Source organism: Streptomyces sp. NPDC057136, from assembly GCF_042670885.1.
Taxonomy (GTDB): Bacteria; Actinomycetota; Actinomycetes; order Streptomycetales; family Streptomycetaceae; genus Streptomyces.
In genome coordinates, this window is record NZ_JBHUUV010000032.1 from 71384 (window position 1) to 89673 (window position 18290).

The 18290-nt window shown below is 70.9% G+C and carries 15 protein-coding genes; 5 read left to right on the forward strand and 10 right to left on the reverse strand.

The genetic code is table 11. From position 1 onward, the window contains the following. Positions 1-102: 102 nt before the first annotated feature. A complete protein-coding gene (locus ACFT7S_RS29885) occupies positions 103-1788 on the reverse strand; it encodes an alkaline phosphatase D family protein (protein ID WP_382737196.1) in 1686 nt (561 codons plus the stop codon). A gap of 110 nt (positions 1789-1898) precedes the next feature. Next, positions 1899-2543, reverse strand: a complete 645-nt coding sequence (locus ACFT7S_RS29890) for an HNH endonuclease family protein (RefSeq protein WP_382737198.1) — start codon at positions 2541-2543, stop codon at positions 1899-1901. Positions 2544-2765: 222 nt separating this feature from the next. Between ACFT7S_RS29890 and ACFT7S_RS29895 the strand changes: the two genes are divergently transcribed. Then, positions 2766-3506 (forward strand): ABC transporter permease, encoded by a 741-nt coding sequence (locus ACFT7S_RS29895; protein ID WP_382737199.1) that lies wholly within the window; start codon positions 2766-2768, stop codon positions 3504-3506. Between the two features lie 30 nt (positions 3507-3536). Here the strand turns inward: ACFT7S_RS29895 and ACFT7S_RS29900 are convergent, their stop codons facing one another. Further along, positions 3537-4196: an HAD-IA family hydrolase gene (locus tag ACFT7S_RS29900; RefSeq protein ID WP_382737201.1), complete on the reverse strand. Its 660-nt coding sequence runs from the start codon at positions 4194-4196 to the stop codon at positions 3537-3539. A gap of 151 nt (positions 4197-4347) precedes the next feature. Continuing rightward, on the reverse strand, positions 4348-5478 hold the full coding sequence (locus ACFT7S_RS29905; protein ID WP_382737203.1) for a peptidoglycan-binding protein: 1131 nt from the start codon (positions 5476-5478) through the stop codon (positions 4348-4350). 137 nt (positions 5479-5615) lie between these two features. Here ACFT7S_RS29905 and ACFT7S_RS29910 point away from each other — a divergent pair, with 137 nt between their 5' ends. Next, positions 5616-7661 carry a DHA2 family efflux MFS transporter permease subunit gene (locus tag ACFT7S_RS29910; protein ID WP_382737204.1) on the forward strand — a complete coding sequence of 682 codons (2046 nt, stop codon included), beginning with the start codon at positions 5616-5618 and terminating at the stop codon, positions 7659-7661. A gap of 28 nt (positions 7662-7689) precedes the next feature. Here the strand turns inward: ACFT7S_RS29910 and ACFT7S_RS29915 are convergent, their stop codons facing one another. Further along, positions 7690-8175, reverse strand: coding sequence for a GNAT family N-acetyltransferase (locus ACFT7S_RS29915; protein WP_382737206.1), 486 nt, complete (start codon positions 8173-8175; stop codon positions 7690-7692). An 87-nt stretch (positions 8176-8262) separates the two neighbouring features. Here ACFT7S_RS29915 and ACFT7S_RS29920 point away from each other — a divergent pair, with 87 nt between their 5' ends. Next, positions 8263-9345, forward strand: coding sequence for a serpin family protein (locus ACFT7S_RS29920; RefSeq protein WP_382737208.1), 1083 nt, complete (start codon positions 8263-8265; stop codon positions 9343-9345). A 200-nt stretch (positions 9346-9545) separates the two neighbouring features. Next, on the forward strand, positions 9546-11603 hold the full coding sequence (locus ACFT7S_RS29925; RefSeq protein WP_382737210.1) for a bifunctional glycosyltransferase 87/phosphatase PAP2 family protein: 2058 nt from the start codon (positions 9546-9548) through the stop codon (positions 11601-11603). Positions 11604-11720: 117 nt separating this feature from the next. Here ACFT7S_RS29925 and ACFT7S_RS29930 read toward each other — a convergent pair whose 3' ends face one another. Together ACFT7S_RS29930 and ACFT7S_RS29935 are read right to left on the reverse strand one after the other, a co-directional pair. Beyond that, positions 11721-12674, reverse strand: a complete 954-nt coding sequence (locus ACFT7S_RS29930; RefSeq protein WP_382737212.1) for an AEC family transporter — start codon at positions 12672-12674, stop codon at positions 11721-11723. Positions 12675-12978: 304 nt separating this feature from the next. After that, positions 12979-14229: a cytochrome P450 gene (locus tag ACFT7S_RS29935; RefSeq protein ID WP_382737214.1), complete on the reverse strand. Its 1251-nt coding sequence runs from the start codon at positions 14227-14229 to the stop codon at positions 12979-12981. 286 nt (positions 14230-14515) lie between these two features. Here ACFT7S_RS29935 and ACFT7S_RS29940 point away from each other — a divergent pair, with 286 nt between their 5' ends. Beyond that, on the forward strand, positions 14516-15685 hold the full coding sequence (locus tag ACFT7S_RS29940) for a steroid 3-ketoacyl-CoA thiolase (protein ID WP_382737216.1): 1170 nt from the start codon (positions 14516-14518) through the stop codon (positions 15683-15685). A gap of 68 nt (positions 15686-15753) precedes the next feature. Here ACFT7S_RS29940 and ACFT7S_RS29945 read toward each other — a convergent pair whose 3' ends face one another. The 3 genes from ACFT7S_RS29945 to ACFT7S_RS29955 all read right to left on the reverse strand — a co-directional run. Continuing rightward, positions 15754-16191, reverse strand: coding sequence for a lytic transglycosylase domain-containing protein (locus ACFT7S_RS29945; RefSeq protein WP_382737218.1), 438 nt, complete (start codon positions 16189-16191; stop codon positions 15754-15756). A gap of 299 nt (positions 16192-16490) precedes the next feature. Then, positions 16491-17354, reverse strand: coding sequence for an ECF transporter S component (locus ACFT7S_RS29950; protein ID WP_382737221.1), 864 nt, complete (start codon positions 17352-17354; stop codon positions 16491-16493). Then, the coding region (locus tag ACFT7S_RS29955) for an energy-coupling factor ABC transporter ATP-binding protein (protein WP_382737223.1) at positions 17351-18290 on the reverse strand (940 nt) is incomplete at its 5' end. The genes ACFT7S_RS29950 and ACFT7S_RS29955, both read right to left, overlap by 4 nt.

Below are 18290 nucleotides of genomic sequence, written 5' to 3' on the forward strand. Positions count from 1 at the left end.
GTCTGGTGGGGGACGTGAACCGATTGCCGACTGAGCGCCTCAGATTAGGCAAGCCTCACCGTTACTTGCAAGTTCAACATTTCGTGCATGGCTGAAAGTCGCTCATTCGTCGGGGGTCAGATTTCGATCAAGAACGGTCTCCAACTGCGCATCACGCGACTTTCCCTTGGCTTGAACCAATGTCAGCGCAGCTTTCCGGCCATGTAGCGTCAGCGTCATCAGCTGATTGCCGAACCACGGCCCGCCGGTTTTCTGCCAGCGCACCGGCGGGGTCCCCGTCCGCCCGTGGCGCGCCAGGAGTCCGCCGAGCCGCCGCCCCGCCCAGCTCCAGCCGAAACGGAAGCCGGCTCGCAGAGGGCGGGGGATCGAGTTGTGGAGGGGTGAGCAGGTCAGCTGCAGGATGCGCGCTCCGGGGGCGCCGCCGGGTGTGGACGCCGGCCATTCGGGCTCCGCGATGTACGCATGGTGCACATCGCCCGACAGCACACATACCGTCGCCGGTGCGTCCGGACCGCTCCCCGCCTCCCTCAGCAGCTCCGTCAGCCGGCGGAACGAACCGGGAAAAGCTGCCCAGTGTTCCAGGTCGGAGGCACGGCGCACCTTCTCGCCGAAGCGCGCCCAGCGCCCGCCCGGACCGCCGCGCTCGCCGCGGCACAGGGCGGCGTTCCAGCTCTCCGCCTCGTGGATGAGGGGCGGCAGGAGCCACGGCAGCGAGGTGCCGATCAGGAGATGGTCATACGATCCGGGGTCGGCGAGGGCCTCTTCGCGCATCCAGCGGGCCTCCTCCGCGCTGAGCATCGAGCGCTGCTGTTCGTCGAGAACGCGGGCTGCCCGGGTGTCCATCATCAGCAGCCGGACTCGGCCGAAAACGCGCCGGTAGCTCCAGCGGGCGCGGGAGGGCTCGGCCGCCGTCTCGGCGGCGAACCGGCGCAGGAGTTCGGTGCTGTCCGGTGCGGCGCGCACCGCCGCGTAGAGGGGGTCGGCGGCCAGCACGGCGGGGGAGAGGTTGCCGAGGTGCTGGTAGACCCAGTATGACATCAGCCCGCTGACGATCCGCTCGTGCCACCAGGGGGTGGCGCGGATCTCCGCGAGCCAGGCGGCGCTGGTGTTCCAATCGTCGATCACGTCGTGATCGTCGAAGATCATGCAGCTGGGGACCGTGGACAGCAGCCAGCGCACCTCCGGGTCCCGCCAGGACTCGTCGTAGAGAAAGGTGTACTCCTCGTAGTCCGCGACCTCCGCGCCCGGCGGTTCCCTCAACTCACGGCGCGCGGCGAGTCTGCGCCGGGTCGCCCGTGAGGTCTCGTCCGCGTACACCTGATCGCCGAGCAGGAGCAGCGCGTCGGGCCGTACGGCATCGGGGTCGGCGGCCAGGCGGGCGGCGAGGGTGTCCAGGGCGTCCGGGCCCGCGGGGTCGTGATCGGCAGCGGGCGGAGCCGCCCAACGGCAGGAACCGAAGGCGATCCGCACCGGCGCCTGCTCGTCCTCCCGCGTGAGCGGGGGTGTCGTGATCGTGCTCGCGGGGAAATGGGAGTCGTGGAGCGGCCACACCTGCCGGCCGGCGAGCAGTACCTCGTACGCCGTCGTCGTGCCCGGCGTCAGGCCGGTCACGACCACCAGCGCGTAGTGATGCCCGACGACCGCGAAGGTCGGCGACGAGCCGGAAGCCCCGTCCGCGCACCGGACTTCCGCCGTGCAGGGACGGTCGGCCTCGATCCAGACGGTCGCCGACGAAGCCGACTCCCAGTCGATGTACCGCAGCAGTGGTCCCAGTCGCAGCCTGGCCATGCCGCCCCCTCGCGTCGCCGTGACAGATGGCTTCGTACCGTACGGAACGACGGAGGGGGGCGGCCAGGTATTCGGCCTCCGGATGGGTCAGCGGCTGGGTCGGGGAGGGGTCAGCAGGCGTTCAGGACGGACTGGAGCGCGCTCTTCTCGGTCGAGTCGATGCTCATGTCGTAGTAGTACTTGACCTGCACCCAGGCGCGCGCGTACGTGCAGCGGTAGGCGGTGCGCGGCGGCAGCCACTCACCCGGGTCCTGGTCGCTCTTGGACTGGTTGACATTGTCCGTGACCGCGATCAGCTGCGGGCGCGTCAGGTCGTTGGCGAAGGACTGGCGCTGGGCCGTGGACCAGCTGCTGGCACCCGAGCGCCATGCCTCGGCGAGCGGGACCATATGGTCGATGTCCACGTCCGAGGCGGCGGTCCAGGTGGCCCCGTCGTACTGCGAGTACCAGCTGCCGCTGACCGCCGCGCAGCTGGAGTCCTGCTGGACGTTGGTGCCGTCCCGCTTCAGGACCACTTCGCGGGTGTTGCAGCTGCCCGACTGGGTGATCCAGTGCGGGAACATCTCGCGGCTGTAGCCGGTCGACGATCCCTCGGTCGCCACGGTGAGCTGGCTGAGATAGGTCCGGGCGGTGGACGCGGTGACCGGGGTGGGCATGGCGGCCTGGGCAGCCGGTGCGCTGAGCAGTCCCGTGGTGGCGGCGAGGGCGGCGGATGCGGCGATGACGGCAATGCGACGCGCGTAGATACCTGACATGCGAACTCCCTTGATGTGGGGGGCTTTTGACGGGCGACCTGTGGGGCCCGGCCATCGTGGCGGCGCCAGGTTTCTGGGGGGTGGGCGCCAGGTAACAGGGTGACGACATGTGCACGTCACATCAAGAGGTCGGACAGGACCGCCTGATGGCCGGTCTGAAGCCGGGGAACGTACGGGTGTTGAGGGCGCGGATCGCGGGGGACGCGGTCTTAAGGTGGCCGCGTGCTGCTTCCGGTGAATGTGACGCTCGGGGTCGTCCTCGCCGTGCTCCTTGCGTTCGCGGCGGCTGTCGCCAAGTGGGCCTCGCTCGGCCGCTCGCGGGAGATCGTCGTGGCCGGGCTGCGGGCGGCGGTCCAACTGGCCGCCGTCTCCGCGCTCATCGGCTGGGTGGTCCACTCCCTGGCGCCCCTGCTCGGCTTCGTGGCGCTGATGTTCGCCGTCGCGGTGTGGACCGCCGGGCGCCGGATCACCGGCAATCACACCTGGTGGTGGGCCGCCCTGCCGATCGGCGCCGCGGTCGTCCCCGTCGTCGTCGCGCTGCTGCTGACCGGCCTCGTCCCGCTCCGGGGCATCGCGCTGATCCCGGTCACGGGCATTCTCATCGGCGGTGCGCTCACGGCGACCGTGCTCGGTGGGCGGCGTGCGCTGGACGAGCTCGCGGTGCGGCACGGTGAGGTCGAGGCGGGGATGGCGCTGGGGCTGCTCGACCGGGACGCCCGGCTGGAGATCGCCCGCCCGGTGGCCGCGGACGCGCTGCTGCCGGGGCTGGACCAGACCCGGACGGTGGGGCTCGTCACGCTGCCCGGGGCCTTCGTGGGCATGCTGCTGGGCGGCGCCTCACCGATGGAGGCGGGCGCCGTGCAGTTGTTCGTCCTGGTGGCACTGATGGCGGTGCAGGCGGTGGCCGTCGCGCTGGTGCTGGAACTTGTCGCGCGCGGCCTGCTCCACCGCGCCCCGGCTTGATACGGCTTGATACGGGGAGGGGTGGGGGTCTCAGGCCTCGATGTGCAGGCGGATCGAACCGTCTGCGGCCGCCTCCACCCGGATCTGGCTCAGGTCCCGGACATGGGCGTCGGGGGAGAGCGCCGCAGCGCGCGGGCCTACGCCCACGACGCGCATGCCCGCCGCCCGGCCGGCCGTGATGCCTGCCTCCGAGTCCTCGAAGACGACGCAGTCCGCCGCCTCGAAGCCCAGCTCGGCCGCACCCTTGAGGAAGCCCTCCGGGTCCGGCTTGCTGGCGCCGACCTGCTCGGCGGTGACGCGGATTCCCGGCATCGGCAGCGCAGCGGCCGTCATCCGGGCCTGGGCGAGCGCCTCGTCGGCCGAGGTGACGAGGGCGTGCGGGAGGCCGGCGAGCGACGCCATGAAGGCCGGGGCACCGTCGATCGGCGCCACGCCGTCGACGTCGGCGGTCTCCTCGGCGAGCAGCTCGCGGTTCTCCGCGTAGTTCTGCTCCATGGAGCGTTCCGGGAGCAGGACCGCCATCGTGGCGTACCCCTGCCGCCCGTGGACCACCTTGAGTACGGCAACCGGGTCCAGGCCCTGCTTCAGCGCCCAGCGGCTCCAGCAGCGCTCGACCACCGCGTCGGAGTTGACGAGGGTGCCATCCATGTCCAGAAGGAGGGCGCTAGCGGTGAGGACGGTGGCCGACATCGGCAGGCTCCAGAGCGCGGGGGGAGTGCAAAGAGAAACAAGTAGCCCCGCCCGCCGGTCAGGGTGAACGGGCGGGGGCTACTTTGTTCCCCCACGATACAAAAAGCAACGGCGGAATGCGAATCCGGTCGGCCCGCCGAACGCGGCGCCCTCAGTCCTTGCCCTGGCCGGTCGTCTCCGCCTCCAGCGCCTGCCGGGTGTTCGGCCCGTACACGCCCTGCGGGTCGCCCTGGATGGCCTTGTACGACTGGTAGGCCGCCACCGCGTCCTTGACCCGGCCGGAGTACACGCCGTCGGTCGGCCCGTGGTAGACCCAGACCTCCTTCAGGCGCCGCTGGAGCTCGGCGACCTCGGCCCCGCTGTCGCCCGGTTGCAGCGTGGAGCCGTTCAGCGCCGGCGGAGCCGCCGTCGAGGCGTTGGGCGCCGGTGCGCTCGCGGACGAGGGCGCCGGGGCCGTTGTCGTGGACGCGGTGGCCGAGGCGGAACGGGAAGCAGTCGCGCCCTTCGACGGTGACGCGGAAGCGGACGCGGAGGCCGACGCGGACGGCGAGACCGAGGCCGAGGCGGACGGCGACGCGGATGCGGACGGCGATTCCGATACGGCGGCCGCCGGCTCGCTGCTGGAGTCCTCGGCGCTCGTCGATGCCGTCGGCAGTGCTTCCGTGTGCCCGTCGTCCCCGGTGAACAGTCCTCCGGCGAAGGCGGCCGTACCGACGACCGCGGCCACGGCCGCCCCCACGGCGATGACCGCGAACGGCCGGCGGCGGCGCGGTTGTACGGGGTCGTCGTCCGCCCCGTACCCGGCGAAGGTCCGCCGTCTTGCCTCGTCCGGCGCTCCGGTCTCCGGCAGCGGGCGCGCCGCGGAAACGTCCAGGAACAGCGGCATGGTCACGGCCGCGGCCCCCGGTGCGCCGTCGTCCGGCTCGGGGCCGGCGGCGGTATGGGCGTCGCCCAGCGTCACGTACGGACGGATGCGCAGCGGATCGAAATCCTCTGCCGCGGCGATCTCCGCGGCCGTCTCCGCCGAGCGGGCGGCGCGCTGCTGGTCAGCGGTCGGCTGCGCCGTACGGTCTCCGCAGGCGCAGCCGGGTCTTATGCCCGCACCGGACCCGGCATCAGGCCCTTTGCCGGACCCGGCATCAGGCCCGTTGCGGGGCCCGGCATCAGGCCCCGCGCCCGCCCTCGCACCAGGCTCTCCCGCCCCCGCTTTGAGCCCCGTTCCCGCCCCCGGCTGCTCCGGGCCTCGCTCCATACCGCACGCCGGGCATACATGTCCGGTCATTGTGGGTCCCCTCCCCTTTGAACTGCCTGCGATTATGCAGTCCGCCACGGTGAAGCCCAACGACGTCCGACCGCTCGGCAGGCCATAACGGGGCACAACGGCCAGGATGGGGGTGTATCAGACCCAAGGAGATGCCCATGGCCCAGCAGCTGAGCCCACCGCCCCTGGCCCCCGGCGAGGGGCGTTCCGCACGGACCGTCCTCGTCGCCATCGGCGCACTGCTCCTCGGCATGCTGCTCGCCGCACTCGATCAGACCATCGTCGCCACCGCACTGCCGACGATCGTCAGCGAGCTCGGCGGCATGGACCATCTGTCCTGGGTCGTCACCGCCTACATGCTGGCGGCCACCGCGGCGACCCCGCTCTGGGGCAAGCTCGGTGACCAGTACGGCCGCAAGAAGCTTTTCCAGGCGGCCATCGTCATCTTCCTGATCGGCTCGGCCCTCTGCGGCGTCGCCCAGAACATGCCGCAGCTGATCGGCTTCCGTGCCCTCCAGGGGCTCGGCGGCGGCGGACTGATGGTCCTGTCGATGGCGATCGTCGGCGACATCGTCTCGCCGCGCGAACGCGGCAAGTACCAGGGCCTGTTCGGTGCGGTCTTCGGTGTGACCAGCGTCCTCGGACCGCTGCTCGGCGGCTTCTTCACCGAACACCTCAGCTGGCGCTGGGTCTTCTACATCAACCTGCCGATCGGCGTCGTGGCGCTCCTCGTCATCGCCGCCGTCCTGCACATCCCCGTGCGCAGGACCAAGCACACGATCGACTACCTCGGCACCTTCCTCATCGCTTCCGTCGCCACCTGCCTCGTGCTCGTCGCCTCCCTGGGTGGCACCACCTGGGCCTGGGGCTCCGCGAAGATCATCGGCCTGTCCGTACTCGCCGTGGTCCTGCTGATCGCGTTCGTCGCCGTGGAGCGGCGCGCCGTCGAACCCGTACTGCCGCTGAAGCTGTTCCACATCCGCACCTTCACGCTCGTCGCCGTCATCAGCTTCATCGTGGGCTTCGCGATGTTCGGCGCGATGACGTATCTGCCGACGTTCCTCCAGGTGGTGCACGGCATCTCGCCGACCATGTCCGGTGTGCACATGCTGCCGATGGTGTTCGGCATGCTCATCACCTCGACCGGCTCCGGCCAGGTGGTCAGCCGCACCGGCCGCTGGAAGGTCTTCCCCGTCGTGGGTACGGCCCTGACCGCGGCCGGTCTCCTGCTGCTCCACCAGCTCGACGAGACCAGCTCCACCTGGGAGATGAGCGTCTACTTCTTCGTGTTCGGCGCGGGGCTCGGACTGGTGATGCAGGTCCTCGTGCTGGTCGTGCAGAACGCCGTCGGTTACGAGGACCTGGGCGTCGCCACGTCGGGCGCCACGTTCTTCCGCTCGATCGGTGCCTCGTTCGGTGTGGCCATCTTCGGCACCATCTTCACCAACCGGCTCACCGGCAAACTCGAATCGGCGCTGTCCGGCCGCTCACTGCCCCCCGGCGTCGACGCCGAACGGCTGGCCGACGACCCGCGCGCCATCGGCCAACTCCCGGCCGAGCTGCAACCGTCGATCCTCAGCGCGTACTCGACGTCGATCACCGACGTCTTCCTGTACGCGGTCCCCGTCGTCGTGATCGCCTTCGTCTTCGCCTGGTTCCTCAAGGAGGACAAGCTGCGCGGCTCGGTGACCGCCCCCGACACCAGTCAGACCCTCGCCTCGAACCCGGTCGAGCGCTCCTCGTACGACGAATGCGCCCGTGCTCTCTCGGTGCTCGCCACACGGGAGGGCCGCCGCGACATCTATGTGAAGATCACCGCCCGAGCGGGCTACGACCTGCTGCCCGCGGCCAGTTGGCTGCTGCTGCGCATCAAGCGCCACGGCACCGTCGAACCCGCCAGGCTCGCCGACATCGCCCCCGTACCGCTGCGGGTGATCAGCGAGGCGGCCCGCCAGGTCGAGGAACGGGGCCTGGCCCGCCGCGAAGGCCTCCAGATGATCCTGACCGACCGGGGCGCCGAAGCCGTGGTCCGCCTGTCGCAGGCCCGCGAGGACTCCCTCGCGGAACTGCTCGGTGACTGGTGGGGGCCGGAACGGCCGACCGACCTGGTCCATCTGGTCGCGGAACTGACCGCCGAGGTGAGCGGGTCGACCAAGGACCGGCCGCACATGCCCGAGCCGTGGGGCGACCACCACCACCCGTGAACGGCCCGGGGACGTCACCCCGCCGGCCTCACAGCTCCTTCGCGAACCAGTGTTCCGCGTACTGATTGCGGTGATGGAAAGCCGGAACCTCCCGGTAGCCGTGTTTGGCGTAGAGCCCGCGCGCCTCGACCAGATCGTTCCGGGTGTCGAGCCTGATCCGCCGCACCCCGAAATCCCGCGCCGCGCTCTCGATCGCGGCGAGCAGCAGCCCGCCCCCGCCCGTGGACCGGAAGCCGGGGCGTACGAACACCCGGGTCAGCTCCGCGACGCGCGGTTCGGCGTCGACCAGCAGCAGCCCGGCGCAGCTTGCCGGTTTACCCCCGAAACGGCCCACGACGAACTCCCCGGTGGGCGGAACCAGTCGCTCCGCGCCGTCGTCGGTGAGCCCCTCCTCGATCTCCTGATCGGTCGCGGGCCGCCCCCAGTAGCGGCTGGCGACCTCGTCGTAGTAGTCCCGCCGCAGCGGAGCCGCATCGCGGGAGTCGAAACGTTCAGGGGCCACGGTCCACGTCATGTGGTGCATTCTGACTTCCGCATGATCGGATCGCGAAGCTTTTACGTCTAGGGGGCGGCGGCGGTGCAGGGGGCGGGAGCGGGGCGGATGGAACGGATCGTGGCGATTCAGCGTCTGGGCGGGCAGTGGATACGGGAGCTGGCAGACGCGGACAAGGGCGGTTTCGTGTGCTCGCCCGCCGGGCTCTGGCTGGCCCTGGCGGCAGTTGCGAGCGGGGCGCGCGAGGAGACCGCCGCCGAACTGTGTGCGCTGCTCGGGGTGGCGGACCGGGAGGCGGCGCCCGTCGTGACCGCCGTCGCGCGGGACCTGGCCCGTACCGAGGCACTGGCGGTGGCCACCCGGGTCTGGACCAGGGTGCCCGTCCTGCCCGCGTACCGGGAGGCGTTGCCGGACATCCCGGTCGGAGCGATGGACCCGGCGGAGATCGACTCCTGGGTGCGCCGCGCGACCGGTGGTCTGATCGAGCGACTGCCCCTGCGGATCACCGACGCGACCCTGCTCGCGCTCGTCAACGTACTGGCGCTCAAGGCGCACTGGGAGACGCCGTTCGAAGGACGCTTCACCCGCGACGTCCCGTTCACCGACACGGCAGGGACGAGCCGCCCGGTGGCGACCATGCGGGGGCCGGTGGCGCAGCAGGACGCCTGGACGGCCGACGGCGCGTACGTCGTCGAGCTGCGCTGCCGTACCGAACCGGGCGGCGGGGCTCCGGCCCGGGTCCGATTCGTGCTGGGGGAGCCGGGGGCCGGGGCCGCGCGGGTACTGCCGTCGGCGTGGGCGCCCCGCCCTTCCGGTACACCGCTGGACGCCGACGAGGTGAGCGTCGGGATTCCGCGGTTCACCCTGCGTACGACCGTGCAGGTCACCGAGCAACTGCCCGCACTCGGCGTACGGATCGCGACCTCGGGCGCCGCCGACTTCTCCGGGATCTCACCCGTACCGCTCGCCCTCTCCACCGTGGTCCAGGAGACCGTCGTGAAGATCGCCGAGAAGGGTGTGGAAGCCGCCGCGGTGACCGTCGTGCCGACGCGGGCGGGCTCTGCGCCCCGTCCCCGGCAGGTGCGGCACATCGCCTTCGACCGCCCGTTCGGCGTCGTCGTCCTGGACGGTGTCTCGGACGTCCCGCTGTTCACCGGCTGGCAGGCGGACATGCCCGTCCACGAGGGCTGACCGAGAGGCGTCCGCGGTCGCCGCCGCGCGCCCAAGGCCCGCGCCCTCCCCAGGGGGTGGCACGGGCCGAAGGTGTCCGGGAGGTTGATTGTGTCCAGCTCATGAGGCAATGAGAGGCTTCATCCGCACAGCCCCGCGTCGAGGGGACCGTGCACGGAGCGGTGGGAGGTTCGGCGCGGGTGGCAAATGCGGAGCAGGGCGTGCGCGGGAACACGACGGGTTCGGAGACGGGGGCCGGGGCGACCCGGGCGGTGCTCTGGCTGGTCGTGGCGGCACTCGCCGTACGACAGATGGTGGCGCTGCTGCGGCAGCCACCCGGGGAACGTCTCACCGACCTGGAGACCTGGATCGGCCCGAACGGGGTCCTCCATGTGACGGGGTCCCTGTACGACACCGGGCGCTTCACCGGAACACCCTTCGCGGGGCTCGTCCTGAAACCCCTGACGACCTCGGCCGAACAGGCACTCGGCGTCGTGTGGACCTTCGGTTCGCTGCTGCTCGTCGCCGCACTCGGCATCGTCGCCGCGCGGGCCCTGCCCGCCCCGGTGAGCCGCCGCACGATGTTCCTCGCGGCCCCTGTCGCGATCACCCTGCTCATGCTGTCGCTTCCCGTCCGCAACGCGCTGCACCTCGGCCAGACCAGCATCCTGCCGGTCCTGCTGGTGCTCCTCGGCTGGTTCGTGGCCCGGCGCGAACGCACATCGGGCGTGCTCATCGGCATCGCCGCCGCTCTCCAGCCGGCCGTGCTGCTCTTCGCCGCGCTCCTCTGGCTGACCGGCCGACGCCGGGCCGCGGCGAGTGCGGGCGCCGCCTTCGCCGGCTGCACCGCGCTGGCCTGGGCCGCGATGCCGCACGACTCCTGGACGTACTGGCTGCACCACGTCGCGGGCGCGGGCCTCGGCGACCGGCCGGACAGCCTGGCCAACCAGTCCCTGCACGGCGCGCTCCTCCGGCTCGGCCTCGAAGGCCCCGCCGAGATCGTGGTCTTCCTCGCCGTGGCCGCCGCCGTCTGCTTCATCGGACTGCGGCGCGCCGTGCGGTACGCACAGGACGGTCAGCTCCTCCTCGCGGTCGCGGTGACCGGCTGCGTCGTCGTCGCCGTCTCGCCGACCGCCTGGCAGCACCAGGTGCTCTGGGTGCTCCTCGCCGTGGTCGGCCGCGTCGGCAAGCGGGCCTCCGACCGGCTGGTCTGGCCGGCCGTCGTCGTGCTGGTGCTCACGCTGCCCGGAAAGATGCTGCTGCCGAACATCGGGGCCGTCATCCCCGTACGGGACAACGTCCTGCTGATCGCGGCCCTCGGTGCGGCGTGCGTCGCGCCGTTCCTGCCGCGCTCCTCGCCGTACTTGCAGCAGCCCATTCCCACGGACTACGCCAAGCCGGTCGCGGCGCGCTGGAGACGGGTGCCGCTCCTGCCGTTCTGGCGCAGGGTGCTCACCCGCCCCAATCTGCTGCTGGAACTCCTGCTCATCCGCGTCGTCTACTCCGCGTACGCGAAGGTCCGGCTGCTGGCGACCGCCGGGCGGCCCACCGCCGAGGAACACGGCCGTCAGATCCACTCCATCGAGCAGTGGCTGCACATCGACGTCGAGCACTGGGCCAACCACGCGGTCGTAGAGATCAACTGGCTGCGCGACTTCTTCGACTACTACTACTCGACCTTCCACTTCATCGTGCCGCTGGCGATCCTCGGCGTGCTGTACGTGCGACGGCCCGCCGACTACCGCTGGGTCCGCAGCTCCATCGGCTTCGCGACGCTCCTCGCGCTCGTCGGCTTCTGGCTCTACCCGCTGGCCCCGCCGCGTCTGATGCCGGGCCTCGGATTCATCGACACCGTCCACGGCGTGCAGGACTTCGCGAAGCCGGACTACGGGACGCTGACGTCGATGACCAACCAGTACGCGGCGATGCCGTCGCTGCACTTCGGCTGGTCGCTGTGGTGCGGTGTGGTCATCGTGATGCTCGCCCCGAAGCTGTGGATGAAGGCGCTCGGCCTGCTGCATCCGCTGTTCACGGTCTGCGCGATCGTCGCCACCGGCAACCACTGGGTGCTCGACGCGGTGGGCGGGGCGGTGGTGGTGGGCCTGGGCTTCGGGCTGACGTACGTCCTGTCGGGGCCGCGAGCCCTTCAGCCGAAGCCGAAGCCGAAGCCGTCCTCGGACGCGGACTCGGTGCCTTCGTCGGAACCGTCCTCGGAACCGTCCGAGTCATCCGAACCGGCCGGCCCCGGCCGCGCCACCGAGAAGGTCGGCGGAAAGTAGCGTCCGGACCGGCCGAAGGGGTGCCGGGGCGGTCCTCACCGCCCCGGCACCCCTTCGGCATGGATCGCCGCGTTCACAAGCATCCGCCTGTACGGCCCACTACGCCACTCGGGGGAGTCAGCCCGGCGGGCCAAGGGCCCAGGCGGCCAGGGACAGGGTCGCCATCGAGACCACCGTGGAGGCCACCACGGAGTTACGGGCGAGGGCGGTGTCCAGGCCGTACTGGCGGGCGTAGAGGAACGCGTTCTGGGCGGTCGGCAGCGCGGAGCACAGCACCACGACGAGCACCTGGTGCTCCGGCAGACCCAGCAGCAGTGCGGCACCGAAGGCCACCAGCGGCTGTACGAGTGTCTTGAGGGCGACCGCCACGGCGAGCTCTCCCCGGCTGCCCGGCGCCTCGGTCGCCTCCGCCCGGTCCAGGCGGCCGTGCAGGGACAGGCCCAGGGTGATCAGTGCGGTGGGTACGGCGGCGGCGCCGAGCAGATCGCAGGAGTGGCCGAGCGCGGACGGCACCCGCAGGCCAGTCGCCGAGACGAGCACGCCGAGCATCGAGGCCATGATGATCGGGTTGCGGACCGGCATGGTCAGCATGCGGCGCAGGACCGGCCGCCAGTGGACGCGGCCCCGGTCCGTACCCGTGTCCAGCAGGGTCAGGATCACCGGGGAGACCAGCAGCACCTGGAACAGGATGATCTGCGCGACGAACGAGGCATCGCCCAGCACCTGCACGGCCACCGGGATGCCGAGGTTCGCGGAGTTCACGTAACCGGACGCCATACCGCTGATCGCACGGTCGGCCGTCTTGCGGCCGAAGAACCGCCCGGCCGCCAGGAAGCCCAGCGCGCAGACGGCCACCGTGCCCGCGCCGAACGCGATCATCGACTGGTTCACGAAGGAGCCCAGCTGGGCCTTGGACACCATCATGAACAGGGCGGCGGGCATGGCCACATGGAAGACGAACCGGCCGAGCACGGCTTCCGCCTGCTCCCCGAGAAGGCCGCTGCGCCCGGCCGCGTAACCGCCGGCGGTGAGCACCCAGATGGGCGTGAAGGCGGAGAGCAGGGCATGCATGGCCCTCATGATCCCCGGACGGCCCGGCCCTCTCCGCAGGGGGTCGGGCCCGAGGGCCTCTCGTCTGGATCAGGCCGGGCTCGCGGGGTCCGGCACGCGCTCCCCCCAAGCTCTCGGCTTCTTCCCCAAGCTCTCAACTTCGTTCGAGCAGGGGAGACCCCATTGAGCAGGGAGGGGCCCCCTCCGGCGTTGTCGTCAATCACCATGACTCCGCCATGCCTCAATCCTCCGCCTTGCAGCTGCACGCACCGGACCCCGCTCCCTGATCCGGCCTGATCCAAACGAAAGGCCCTCGGGGTATCGGTCAGCCGGTGACGGTACTGACCTGCAACTGTTTGATGCCGTTGAGCCAGGCCGAGCGCAGCCGCCGGGGCTCGTCCACCAGGCGCAGGTCGGGCAGCACGTCTGCGACGGCGTTGAAGATCAGGTTGATCTCCATCACGGCCAGGGACTTGCCGAGGCAGAAGTGCGGGCCGCCGCCGCCGAATCCGAGGTGCGGGTTCGGGTCGCGTGAGATGTCGAAGTTCTCCGGGTGGTCGAAGACCTCGGGGTCGTTGTTGGCGGAGGAGTAGAACAGCCCGACCCGGTCGCCCTTCTTGATCCGCTGCCCGCCGAGCTCCAGGTCCTGGGTGGCGGTGCGCTGGAAGGAGACCACGGGTGTCGCCCAGCGGACGATCTCCTCGGCGGTGGTCGCCGGGCGCTCGCGCTTGTACAGCTCCCACTGTTCGGGGTGGGTGAGGAAGGCGTGCATCCCGTGGCTGATGGCGTTACGGGTGGTCTCGTTGCCGGCGACCGCCAGCAGGATCACGAAGAAGCCGAACTCGTCGCCGGAGAGGTTGCCTTCGCCCTCGGCCGCGACCAGCTGGGACACGATGTCCTTGGCCGGGCACTCCTTGCGGGCCGCCGCCAGGTTCATCGCGTACGAGACGATCTCCATGGCCGCCTCGGTGCCGACCTCTTCGGTGATCGCGTACTCGGGATCGTCGTACGCGGCCATCTTGTTGGACCAGTCGAAGATCTTGGACCGGTCGTCCTGGGGCACGCCGATGAGCTCGGCGATGGCCTGGAGGGGCAGTTCGACGGCGATGTTGGTCACGAAGTCGAAGGAGCCGTCCTCGTCCGCGGCGGCGAGGGCGGTCTCGGCGATCGAGCGGGCCCGGCTGTGCAGGGCCTGCTCCAGGGACCGTATCGCGCGTGGGGTGAAGCCGCGCTGGACGATCTGGCGGACGCGGGTGTGCTCGGGCGGGTCCATGTTCAGCATGATCAGCTTCTGGACCTCGATCTGGTCGCGGCTGATCGTCTCGTTGAAGCGGATGACCGCTGTGTTGGTGTTCGACGAGAAGAGTTCGGGGTGGGTGGAGACGTACTTGACGTCCGCGTGGCGGGTGACGGCCCAGTAGCCCTCGTCCTCGAAGCCGGAGATCCCGGCGGGCTGGGCGCACCACCAGACCGGCGCGGTCTCCCGCATCTCGGCGAACTCCGGGTGGGGTACCCGGGCTTGGAGCAGGTCGGGATCGGTGAAGTCGAACCCTTCGGGCAGATGGGGGCAGCGCATGGGCACCTCTCCACTCCAGGTCTGGCAGCGAACTGTCTGACGACCCATCAGAAGTTGACCGAAAGGTAGTAACGAGTTCTACAAGTCGCAAGAGCCGTGGCCAGATCTGTTGCCTGGGACGGCGCGCCGCGCGTAACGGAGTGCGTGCCGCGGATGCAAGGTGCGTGCACGACCCTTGCGTACCTGGGGTAAGCGTCATAAGACTGCTTGCAGAACTAGAACGCGTACTAGTTCCTTCCGCGGGTGCCGGGACGCCCCAGCGGAAGCGCGAGGAGAGGACGAGCTCATGGCCGCGGAACCCGTCATCGTCGAAGCCGTACGCACCCCCATCGGCAAGCGCGGGGGCGCGCTCGCCAATCTGCACCCCGCCTATCTGCTGGGCGAGACCTACCGTGAACTCCTGGGCCGCACCGGCATCCACGCCGACTGCGTCGAGCAGATCGTCGGCGGTACGGTCACCCACGCCGGCGAACAGTCCATGAATCCGGCGCGCAACGCCTGGCTGACCGTGGGCCTTCCCTACGAGACCGCCGCCACCACCGTGGACTGCCAGTGCGGCTCCTCGCAACAGGCCTCACACATGGTCGCCAACATGGTCGCGGCCGGGGTCATCGACGTGGGCATCAGCTGCGGCGTCGAGGCGATGTCACGCGTACCACTGGGCAGCGGCTCCAAGCACGGCCCCGGAAAGCCCTGGCCGGACGAGTGGAACGTGGACCTGCCCAACCAGTTCGAGGCCGCCGAACGCATCGCCCGCAAGCGCGGCCTGACCCGCGGACACGTCGACTCGCTCGGGCTCATCTCGCAGGAACGGGCGGCCGTGGCCTGGGCCGAGGAACGCTTCAAACGCGAGACGTACGCGGTCCAGGTGCCCACCACCGAGGAGGAACAGGCTGCCGGTCAGGGCATGTGGCGGCTCGTCGACCGCGACGAGGGGCTGCGGGACACCACGATGGAGGGCCTCGGCGGCCTCAAGCCGGTCATGCCCACCGCGATCCACACCGCGGGCAACTCCTCGCAGATATCCGACGGCGCCTGCGCCATCATGTGGGCATCCAAGCGGATGGCGCGGGCCCTCAAGCTCAAGCCACGGGCCCGGATCGTCGCCCAGGCCCTGGTCGGCTCCGACCCGCACTTCCACCTCGACGGCCCGATCGACGCGACCCGCGCGGTGCTCGGCAAGGCGGGCATGTCGCTGAAGGACATCGACCTCGTCGAGATCAACGAGGCTTTCGCGTCGGTGGTGTTGAGCTGGACGCAGGTATTCGGCCAGGACCTGGAGAAGGTCAACGTCAACGGTGGAGCGATCGCACTCGGCCACCCGGTCGGCGCCACGGGAGCCCGCCTCATCACCACGGCCCTGCACGAACTGGAGCGCCGCGACAAGGAGTTCGCACTCATCACGATGTGCGCGGGCGGGGCACTGGCGACGGGGACGATCATTCAGCGGCTCTGAGGGGGAGCGCGCGAAGGCCCCCGACCGGAGAACTCCGGTCGGGGGCCTTCGTGTTCACAGGCTGTGGCTCAGTACCAGCCGTTGGACTGCCAGAAGTCCCAGGCGCCGCACGGGCTGCCGTAGCGGTCCTCCATGTAGTCGACGCCCCACTTGATCTGGGTCTCGGCGTTGGTCTGCCAGTCGGGGCCGGCCGAGGCCATCTTCGAGCCGGGCAGGGCCTGGACCAGGCCGTAGGCGCCCGAGGAGGCGTTGGAGGCGTTGACGTCCCAGTCGCTCTCGTGGTCGACGATCTTGTCGAAGCACGTGTACTGGGCGTTGTCGTCGATGATCTTCTTCGCCGTGTCCTGTGCGCTCGAAGCGGACGTCGGGGCGGCGGCCGGGGCGGCCATCGCCGGGGTGACGCCCAGGGCCAGACCGGTGGCGCCCAGCAGCACGGTCGCGCCGACGGCGGCGGTCCTGCGGCGGGCGGTGCGGGGCTGCGCGAGGATGCGACGGGCGAACGACACGTAGAGACCTAACGTCGGGTACGGGGGAGTCGCGGCCGGTCCGAAGGTGCGGGACCGGTACTCGTCGACCGTGGCCCTTCGAGCGGGGCCTGCGGTGTCCGGCGACGTGATCCATGGTTAGCGAGCCCGATCGGCCTCCGCAACGACCCCCGGTACGGCCCCGCCTCGCAGGCGGGGACCAAAGCCCCTAACCGGTACGAAAGGCATCGGAGCAGCTCGGAAGGGTGCAACAGGGTCGAATGCGGTGGTTCAGGTCCTACTAGGCAGGTTCGTGGAGGACCAAGGGCCTGTGGGGTCCTTCACTCCTTCGGGACCTCGAATGTGACCTGGGCCTCGAAGGCCGCCCGGCGGGTGGCCCGGCGCAGTGCCTTCAGCAGGGTCGGGCCCACGGCGAACGTCAGGGCCACGGTGAGTACGGCCCGGCCCAGGTCCCACCCCAGCGAGGTGGCCAGGCAGTACGCGACGAAGCGGACCAGGTTCTCGTGCACCGGGTCGCCGGGGACGAACGAGATGCCGGAGCCGGCGGGCGGCACGATGGTCCAGCCGTAGAGGTTCATCACCGTGCCGTACGCGAACGCCGCCACACATCCGTACGCCGCGAGCATCAGTACCTCCGCGCGGCCCCGCAGCCGGTCCTGGCCGGGCAGGAGGCCCGCGCCCATCGTGAACCAGGCCATCGACAGCATCTGGAACGGCATCCACGGCCCCACCCCGCCGGTGAGCAGCGCGGACGCGAACATCGTCACCGAACCGAGTACGAAGCCGAAGCCCGGCCCCAGCACCCGGCCGCTCAGCACCATCAGGAAGAACATCGGCTCCAGGCCCGCCGTGCCCGCCCCCAGGGGGCGCAGCGCGGCGCCGACCGCCGCGAGGACCCCCAGCATCGCGACTGCCTTCGCGTCCATCCCGGAGTCGGCGATGGTCGCCACGACCACCGCGACGAGCAGGGGCAGCAGCAGGGCGAACAGCCAGGGCGCGTCCTTCTCGTGGGCGACGCCGAACTCCGGGTCGGCGAACAGCGGCCAGCTGAAGGCCGCCACGCCGATGGCGCTGATCAGGACCAGCGCGGCGATCGCCCTGGGGCCGAGACGGATGGGGCGGGTCCGGCGGGTCCGGCGGGTCCGGTGGGCGGCTGGGGTCGTGGTCTCCGTCGCGCCGGTCATGTGGTGCCCTCCAAGGCGGTACATACCTGGGACACGGTCAGCCACTCCTGCGGCGCCAGGATCTTCGCGGTCTGCGGGGCGAACGCGGGGGAGGAGACGACGACCTCAGCCGTCGGGCCGTCCGCCACGATCTCCCCGTCCGCGAGGATCACCACCCTTTGGGCCAGCTCGGCCGCCAGCTCCACGTCGTGCGTCGCCAGGACGATGGCGTGCCCCTGTGCGGCGAGACCGCGCAGGATGCCGACCAGGCGGGCCTTGGCCGCGTAGTCAAGGCCCCGGGTCGGCTCGTCCAGGAGGAGCAGCGGGGGGCGGCCGGTGAGGACGACCGCCAGGGCGAGCGCGAGGCGCTGGCCCTCGGAGAGGTCGCGGGGGTGCGTGTCGTCGTGGATGCCGGGGAGGAGGTCGGCCACCAGGGCGCGGCACGTACCGGGGGCCGCGTCCGCATCGGCGTCGGCCGCCGCGCACTCGGCGGCGACCGTGTCCGCGTACAGCAGGTCGCGGGGTTCCTGCGGGACCAGGCCGACCTGGCGGATCAGGTCGCGGGGGCGGGTGCTGCGGGGGGTGTGGCCGCCGACCGTGACGGTGCCCGTGGTGGGCTCGATCATGCCGACGAGGGTGGCGAGGAGGGTGGATTTGCCGGCGCCGTTGCGGCCCATGAGGGCGATGGTTTCGCCTGGGGTGACGTGGAGGTCGATGCGGCGTAGGGCGTCTGTGCGGCCGCGGCGGACTCCGAGGTTGGTGACCTTGGCGGTGTCGGCGTCCCGGGGCTCGGGGGGCGGGGCGGTGCGGCGGCCCAGCAGGCGGGCGAGTTTTTCCCCTACCCGCCCCTTCCCGAACCCGAGGGCTCCGCCCCCGGACCCCCGGCCCTCAATCGCCGGGCGGGCTGGGAAATCCAGCCCCTCCGGCGTTTGAGGAGCGGGGTCCGGGGCGGAGCCC

Bases quoted from the DNA above. Each gene is read 5' to 3' on its own strand.
- ACFT7S_RS29920 (WP_382737208.1), top strand. From the start codon at position 8,263: ATGGAACGGATCGTGGCGATTCAGCGTCTGGGCGGGCAGTGGATACGG.
- ACFT7S_RS29910 (WP_382737204.1), top strand. From the start codon at position 5,616: ATGGCCCAGCAGCTGAGCCCACCGCCCCTGGCCCCCGGCGAGGGGCGT.
- ACFT7S_RS29890 (WP_382737198.1), bottom strand. From the start codon at position 2,543: ATGTCAGGTATCTACGCGCGTCGCATTGCCGTCATCGCCGCATCCGCC.
- ACFT7S_RS29950 (WP_382737221.1), bottom strand. From the start codon at position 17,354: ATGACCGGCGCGACGGAGACCACGACCCCAGCCGCCCACCGGACCCGC.
- ACFT7S_RS29935 (WP_382737214.1), bottom strand. From the start codon at position 14,229: ATGCGCTGCCCCCATCTGCCCGAAGGGTTCGACTTCACCGATCCCGAC.
- ACFT7S_RS29930 (WP_382737212.1), bottom strand. From the start codon at position 12,674: ATGCATGCCCTGCTCTCCGCCTTCACGCCCATCTGGGTGCTCACCGCC.
- ACFT7S_RS29885 (WP_382737196.1), bottom strand. From the start codon at position 1,788: ATGGCCAGGCTGCGACTGGGACCACTGCTGCGGTACATCGACTGGGAG.
- ACFT7S_RS29900 (WP_382737201.1), bottom strand. From the start codon at position 4,196: ATGTCGGCCACCGTCCTCACCGCTAGCGCCCTCCTTCTGGACATGGAT.
- ACFT7S_RS29905 (WP_382737203.1), bottom strand. From the start codon at position 5,478: ATGACCGGACATGTATGCCCGGCGTGCGGTATGGAGCGAGGCCCGGAG.
- ACFT7S_RS29940 (WP_382737216.1), top strand. From the start codon at position 14,516: ATGGCCGCGGAACCCGTCATCGTCGAAGCCGTACGCACCCCCATCGGC.
- ACFT7S_RS29915 (WP_382737206.1), bottom strand. From the start codon at position 8,175: ATGACGTGGACCGTGGCCCCTGAACGTTTCGACTCCCGCGATGCGGCT.